This is a genomic window from Bacillus cereus group sp. BfR-BA-01492, assembly GCF_022662815.1.
In the GTDB taxonomy this organism is placed as follows: domain Bacteria; phylum Bacillota; class Bacilli; order Bacillales; family Bacillaceae_G; genus Bacillus_A; species Bacillus_A cereus_BD.
Map to the genome: position 1 here is coordinate 203,144 of NZ_JAKUEH010000007.1, position 7,487 is coordinate 210,630.

Below are 7,487 nucleotides of genomic sequence, written 5' to 3' on the forward strand. Positions count from 1 at the left end.
TTTTTATCTTTATTAAATAAATAAAATCTTATACTTACCGGAGGTTTTCGCTATGCGTTTTTCAATTCAAAAAGACTACCTTGTAAGAAGTGTACAAGATGTAATGAAAGCTGTTTCCTCTCGTACTACAATTCCGATCCTTACTGGAATTAAAGTTGTAGCTACAGAAGAAGGAGTTACATTAACAGGAAGTGATGCAGATATTTCAATCGAATCATTTATTCCTGTTGAAGAAGATGGAAAAGAAATCGTAGAAGTTAGTCAATCAGGTAGTATTGTTTTACAAGCAAAATATTTTAGTGAGATTGTAAAAAAATTACCAAAAGACATTGTCGAAATTTCTGTCGAAAATCATTTTATGACAAAAATAAAATCTGGAAAATCAGAGTTTAATTTAAATGGATTAGATTCTGCGGAATATCCGTTATTACCACAAATCGAAGAACATCATGTATTTAAAGTGCCAACAGATTTACTAAAACATATGATTCGTCAAACTGTATTTGCAGTATCAAGTTCTGAAACTCGTCCGATCTTGACAGGTGTAAACTGGAAGATATATAACAGCGAGTTAACTTGTATTGCAACAGATAGTCATAGATTGGCACTTCGTACAGCAAAAATTGAAGGGCATAACATTTCTGATGAATTCCAAGCAAATGTTGTCATTCCAGGTAAGAGTTTAAATGAGCTAAGTAAAATTTTAGATGAGTCTGAAGAAATGGTGGATATTGTTATTACAGAGTATCAAGTATTATTCCGTACAAAACATTTACTATTCTTCTCTCGATTATTGGAAGGGAATTACCCTGATACAACTCGCTTAATTCCTGCTGAAAGTAAGACGGATATCTTTGTAAATACGAAAGAGTTTTTGCAAGCTATTGATCGTGCTTCCTTATTGGCAAGAGATGGACGTAATAACGTTGTAAAACTATCAACACTTGAACAGCAAATGCTAGAAATTTCTTCAAATTCACCGGAGATTGGGAAAGTAGTAGAAGAAGTTCAATGTGAAAAAATAGATGGTGAAGAATTAAAAATATCATTTAGTGCAAAATATATGATGGATGCATTAAAAGCTTTAGATAGTACTGAAATTAAAATTAGCTTTACTGGTGCGATGAGACCTTTCTTAATTCGTACAGTAAATGATAACTCCATTATCCAACTAATTTTACCGGTTCGTACTTACTAAAAAGAATGAGAGTTGCTAGTTTTTATGTACTAGCGACTCTTTTTTGATTTTGGGTATTACTTTCCTAATGTTAGTTTATTTAGTACAATGAAAGAATGAACACTTTCAGAAAGTGAGCGATTTTATGAAACGTATTAAAATTTCAACAGAGTATATTACACTAGGACAATTTTTAAAACTTGCCGATATAATTGATACAGGTGGAGCTGTAAAATGGTTCTTGCAAGAATATGAAGTGTACGTGAATCAAGAACTTGAAAATAGACGAGGTAGAAAATTATACGCCAATGATATAGTTGAAATTCCGGGAAACGGAACATTTCAAGTTCAAGCATAAAGGGGGAGCCCTTTGTTTATTTCAGAAATACAATTAAAAAATTATCGAAATTATGAAGATTTAAACCTTTCTTTTGAGGATAAAGTCAATGTAATCATTGGTGAAAATGCACAAGGGAAAACAAATTTGATGGAAGCTATCTATGTATTAGCGATGGCAAAATCTCATAGAACTTCAAATGATCGTGAACTCATCCGATGGGATGAAGATTATGGTAAAATAAAAGGTAGATTACAAAAACGAAATAGTTCCTTATCTTTGGAATTGAATATTTCTAAAAAAGGTAAAAAGGCAAAATTAAATGAACTTGAACAACAAAAATTGAGCCAATATATTGGCGAGATGAATGTTGTTATGTTTGCCCCTGAAGATTTAAATCTTGTAAAAGGAAGTCCTCAAGTCAGAAGACGCTTTTTAGATATGGAATTAGGACAAATAGCTCCTGTTTATTTGTATGAATTAAGTCAATATCAAAAAGTGCTCACACAGCGAAACCATTTGCTTAAGGCAATGCAAGGTAAAAATGAGGAAACGATGTTGGATGTATTTACGCTTCAACTTATTGAACATGGTGCGAAAATTCTACAAAAACGTTTTGAATTCTTACATTTACTACAAGAGTGGGCTGCTCCAATCCATCGTGGGATTAGCAGAGGGCTTGAGGAATTGGAAATCGTTTATAAGCCAAGTGTAGATGTATCAGAATCAATGGATTTGTCGAAAATAAAAGAAGTATACTATGAAAGTTTTCAATCTGTGAAACAACGTGAAATTTTCCGTGGTACGACTTTGATTGGTCCTCATCGTGATGATTTACAATTCTTCGTTAATAGTAAAAATGTTCAAGTCTTTGGCTCACAAGGACAGCAACGAACAACTGCACTATCCCTAAAATTAGCTGAAATTGAATTGATCTATGCAGAGGTAAAAGAATACCCAATTCTTTTATTAGATGATGTGTTATCAGAATTAGATGATTACCGTCAATCACATCTTTTAAATACAATTCAAGGAAAAGTGCAAACATTTGTGACAACGACGAGTGTCGACGGAATTGAACACGAAACATTAAAAAAAGCGAAAACAATTCATGTAAAAAGCGGCACGGTAGATTGTGAAATAGACAGAATATAACTTCTGTTTAAATGGAAAAGTAGGTGATCTTTGTGTCAATGGAACAAAAGGAAATGCAAGCAAACTCATATGATGAAAGTCAAATACAAGTACTTGAAGGATTAGAAGCGGTTCGAAAACGCCCAGGTATGTACATTGGATCAACAAGTGGAAAGGGTCTTCATCACCTTGTATGGGAGATTGTAGATAATAGTATTGATGAGGCGTTAGCGGGATATTGTGATGAGATCAATGTAGTCATCGAAGAAGATAATAGTATCCGTGTAACGGATAATGGCCGCGGTATTCCAGTTGGTATACAAGAAAAAATGGGACGCCCTGCAGTAGAAGTTATTATGACTGTACTTCATGCTGGTGGTAAATTTGGCGGTGGCGGTTATAAAGTTTCCGGTGGTCTTCATGGTGTAGGGGCATCTGTAGTAAACGCCCTATCAAGCGAGTTAGAAGTATTTGTACACCGCGAAGGAAAAATCCACTACCAAAAATATGAACGAGGTATTCCGGTTGCAGATTTAAAAGTGATTGGTGAAACAGATCACACAGGAACAGTCACTCGCTTTAAGCCAGACCCAGAAATTTTCAAAGAAACAACCGTGTATGAATTTGATATATTAGCAACTCGTATGCGTGAGTTAGCATTTTTAAATCGTAATATTAAATTAACAATTGAAGATAAACGTGAAAATAAACAGAAGAAAGAATTCCATTATGAAGGTGGGATTAAATCTTATGTTGAACATTTAAATCGTTCGAAGCAGCCAATTCATGAAGAACCAGTATATGTAGAAGGCTCAAAAGATGGGATTCAGGTTGAAGTTTCCCTTCAATATAACGAAGGATATACAAATAATATTTATTCATTTACAAATAATATCCATACGTATGAAGGTGGTACGCATGAGGTAGGATTTAAAACAGCTTTAACGCGTGTAATTAATGACTATGGAAGAAAAAATAATATTTTAAAAGATGCTGACAGTAATTTAACTGGTGAAGATGTTCGTGAAGGTTTAACTGCAATTGTATCCATTAAACATCCGAATCCGCAATTCGAAGGGCAAACGAAGACGAAGCTTGGTAATAGTGAAGCGAGAACGATTACAGAGTCTGTATTTTCAGAGGCATTTGAAAAGTTCCTTCTAGAAAATCCAAATGTTGCACGTAAAATTGTGGAAAAAGGGACAATGGCAGCAAGAGCACGTGTAGCTGCGAAGAAAGCGCGTGAATTAACTCGTAGAAAGAGCGCGTTAGAGGTTTCAAGTTTACCTGGTAAGTTGGCGGATTGCTCTTCTAAAGACCCATCCATCAGTGAAATTTATATCGTAGAGGGTGACTCTGCGGGCGGATCTGCAAAGCAGGGACGCGATCGTCACTTCCAAGCAATCTTACCGCTTAAGGGTAAAATTATTAACGTTGAGAAAGCTCGATTAGACAAAATTTTATCCAATGATGAAGTGCGTACAATTATTACAGCAATTGGTACAAACATTGGCGGTGATTTTGATATATCAAAGGCCCGCTATCATAAAGTTATTATTATGACTGATGCCGATGTCGATGGTGCGCATATTCGTACCCTATTATTAACGTTCTTCTATCGTTATATGCGTCAAATTATTGAACATGGTTATGTATATATTGCACAACCACCATTGTTTAAAGTGCAACAAGGAAAAAAGATTCAGTATGCTTATAACGAAAAAGAACTTGAAAGAATATTGGCCGAGTTGCCAGCGCAACCTAAGCCAGGTATTCAGCGTTACAAAGGTCTTGGTGAGATGAATCCGGCTCAGTTATGGGAAACGACAATGGACCCAGAGGTGCGTTCATTATTGCAAGTTTCTTTACAAGATGCAATTGAAGCGGATGAAACTTTTGAAATTTTAATGGGAGATAAAGTAGAACCGCGTCGTAATTTCATTCAAGAAAATGCAAAATATGTAAAAAACCTTGATATTTAAGATAAATAACGACAGGAATCTCAGTGTTCCTGTCGTCTATATATAAATCAATGTAATTTGTAACGGAAATGTAAGAGGAGGTGCTGGTTGATGTCAGATAATCAACAACAAGCACGAATTCGAGAGGTTAATATTAGTCAGGAAATGCGTACCTCGTTTTTAGATTACGCAATGAGTGTTATCGTATCTCGTGCATTACCAGATGTACGAGATGGATTAAAGCCTGTACATCGCAGGGTTTTATATGCAATGAATGATTTAGGTATTACTGCTGATAAAGCATATAAAAAATCAGCACGTATCGTTGGGGAAGTAATCGGTAAGTATCATCCACATGGTGATTCAGCTGTTTATGAAACGATGGTACGTATGGCACAAGATTTTAGTCAGCGTTATATGCTCGTTGATGGACATGGAAACTTTGGTTCTATTGATGGTGACTCTGCAGCAGCGATGCGTTATACAGAAGCAAAAATGTCTAAAATCTCTATGGAACTATTGCGCGATATTACAAAAAACACAATAGACTATCAAGATAACTATGATGGTTCTGAGAGAGAGCCGGTTGTACTACCTGCTCGTTTCCCTAATTTATTAGTAAATGGTGCGACGGGTATTGCTGTTGGTATGGCAACAAATATTCCACCGCATCAACTTGGAGAAGTCATTGATGGGGTCTTAGCTTTAAGCCATAATCCTGAGATTACAATTGCTGAGTTAATGGAATATATTCCAGGGCCAGATTTTCCTACAGCAGGTCTTATTTTAGGAAGAAGTGGAATTCGCAGAGCCTATGAAACGGGGCGCGGTTCTATTACACTACGTGCAAAGGTTGAAATTGAAGAAAAAGCGAATGGAAGACAATCCATTATTGTCACAGAATTACCTTACCAAGTGAATAAGGCTCGCCTTATTGAAAAAATTGCAGAATTAGTTCGCGATAAAAAAATTGAGGGTATTACAGATTTACGTGATGAATCTGATAGAAGAGGTTTACGAATTGTCATGGAAGTTCGTCGTGATGCAAATGCTAACGTGCTTCTAAACAATCTATATAAACATACAGCTCTTCAAACAAGTTTTGGTATTAATATGCTTTCACTTGTAGGTGGAGAACCAAAAGTATTAAATTTAAAACAAACGCTATATTATTACTTGGAACATCAAAAAGTAGTTATTCGTAGACGTACAGCTTACGAATTAGAAAAAGCAGAGGCTCGTGCTCATATTTTAGAAGGGTTACGAATTGCCTTAGATCACCTTGATGAAGTAATTACGTTAATACGTAGTTCGAAAACAGCAGATATTGCAAAGCAAGGATTGATGGAGCAATTTACCTTAAGTGAAAAACAAGCGCAGGCAATATTAGATATGCGTTTGCAACGTTTAACAGGATTAGAACGAGAGAAAATCGAGCAAGAATATCAAGAACTATTGAAATTAATTGCTGAGTTAAAAGCAATCTTAGCCGATGAAGAAAAAGTTCTAGAAATTATTCGTGAAGAATTAACAGAAGTAAAAGAACGATTTAACGATGAGAGAAGAACTGAAATTACAATCGGTGGTATTGAATCCATTGAGGATGAAGATTTAATACCGGAACAAAATATTGCGATTACGTTGACTCATAACGGATACATTAAACGATTACCTGCTTCTACATATAAAACGCAGAACCGTGGAGGTCGTGGTGTACAAGGAATGGGTACAAATGATGATGATTTTGTTGAACATTTATTAACGACATCGACACATGATCATATTTTATTCTTTACAAATAAAGGTAAAGTATACCGCACAAAAGGATATGAAATTCCAGAGTATAGCCGTACGGCGAAAGGAATACCGATTATTAATTTGTTAGAAGTAGATAAGGATGAGTGGGTTAACGCTATTATTCCAATTCGTGAATTTGGTGACGATCAATTCTTATTCTTTACAACAAAACAAGGTATCTCTAAGAGAACGCCGCTTTCATCATTTTCAAATATTCGTACAAACGGTCTAATAGCCATTTCTCTTCGCGAAGAGGATGAAGTAATTTCTGTACGCTTAACATCTGGTGACAAAGATATTATTGTTGGTACAAGCAATGGTATGTTAATTCGATTTAATGAACAAGATGTGCGCTCTATGGGACGTAATGCAGCCGGCGTAAAAGCTATAACATTAGGTGAGGATGATCGTGTTGTAGGTATGGAAATTGTCGAAGAGAATATGAATGTGTTGATTGTAACGAAGAATGGATATGGAAAGCGTACACCGATTGAGGAGTATCGCATCCAAAGTCGTGGTGGAAAAGGTTTAAAAACATGTAATATTACAGAGAAAAACGGCAAGTTAGTAGCGGTTAAGTCTGTAACAGGTGAGGAAGATATCATGCTGATTACGGCAGCTGGTGTTATTATTCGAATGCCAGTTGAACAAATCTCGCAAATGGGACGTAATACACAGGGTGTACGTTTAATTCGTCTGGAAGATGAGCAAGAAGTAGCGACAGTAGCAAAAGCTCAAAAAGAAGATGATGAAGAAGAAAATGAAGAAGCTTCTGAAGAATAAGAGAGGGGGGAATCATCCCTCTCTTATTTTTTTAGATTAATGCTTGCAAAGGGAAAGAAAAGCCTATATAATAGGCGAAGTCAGCAAATGAAGAAGTAAATATGCTTCAAAAAAAGTGTTGACGAGAAAAATATATTATGCTATATTATAAAAGTCGCTGAAACGCGATGTTGAACTTTGAAAACTAAACGAAACAAACAACGTGAAACGTCAATTTTTATTTATGATGCTAGACAAACTTTATTGGAGAGTTTGATCCTGGCTCAGGATGAACGCTGGCGGCGTGCCTAATACATGC

5 protein-coding genes are annotated in these 7,487 nt (G+C 35.7%); all 5 read left to right on the top strand.

Annotated features, from left to right (window positions below; translation table 11 throughout):
- Positions 1 to 52: 52 nt before the first annotated feature.
- The 5 genes from dnaN (at position 53) to gyrA (ending at position 7,189) form a co-directional block, all read left to right on the top strand.
- Positions 53 to 1,198, top strand: a complete 1,146-nt coding sequence (dnaN, locus tag MR063_RS11540) for a DNA polymerase III subunit beta (protein WP_242197818.1) — start codon at positions 53 to 55, stop codon at positions 1,196 to 1,198.
- A gap of 124 nt (positions 1,199 to 1,322) precedes the next feature.
- Complete coding sequence (gene yaaA, locus MR063_RS11545; protein ID WP_000821363.1) at positions 1,323 to 1,535, top strand: S4 domain-containing protein YaaA; 213 nt, start codon at positions 1,323 to 1,325, stop codon at positions 1,533 to 1,535.
- A 12-nt stretch (positions 1,536 to 1,547) separates the two neighbouring features.
- Complete coding sequence (gene recF, locus MR063_RS11550; RefSeq protein ID WP_242145055.1) at positions 1,548 to 2,669, top strand: DNA replication/repair protein RecF; 1,122 nt, start codon at positions 1,548 to 1,550, stop codon at positions 2,667 to 2,669.
- A gap of 38 nt (positions 2,670 to 2,707) precedes the next feature.
- Complete coding sequence (gene gyrB, locus MR063_RS11555) at positions 2,708 to 4,630, top strand: DNA topoisomerase (ATP-hydrolyzing) subunit B (protein ID WP_242197821.1); 1,923 nt, start codon at positions 2,708 to 2,710, stop codon at positions 4,628 to 4,630.
- A 90-nt stretch (positions 4,631 to 4,720) separates the two neighbouring features.
- On the top strand, positions 4,721 to 7,189 hold the full coding sequence (gyrA, locus tag MR063_RS11560; RefSeq protein ID WP_242197824.1) for a DNA gyrase subunit A: 2,469 nt from the start codon (positions 4,721 to 4,723) through the stop codon (positions 7,187 to 7,189).
- Positions 7,190 to 7,487: the final 298 nt, after the last annotated feature.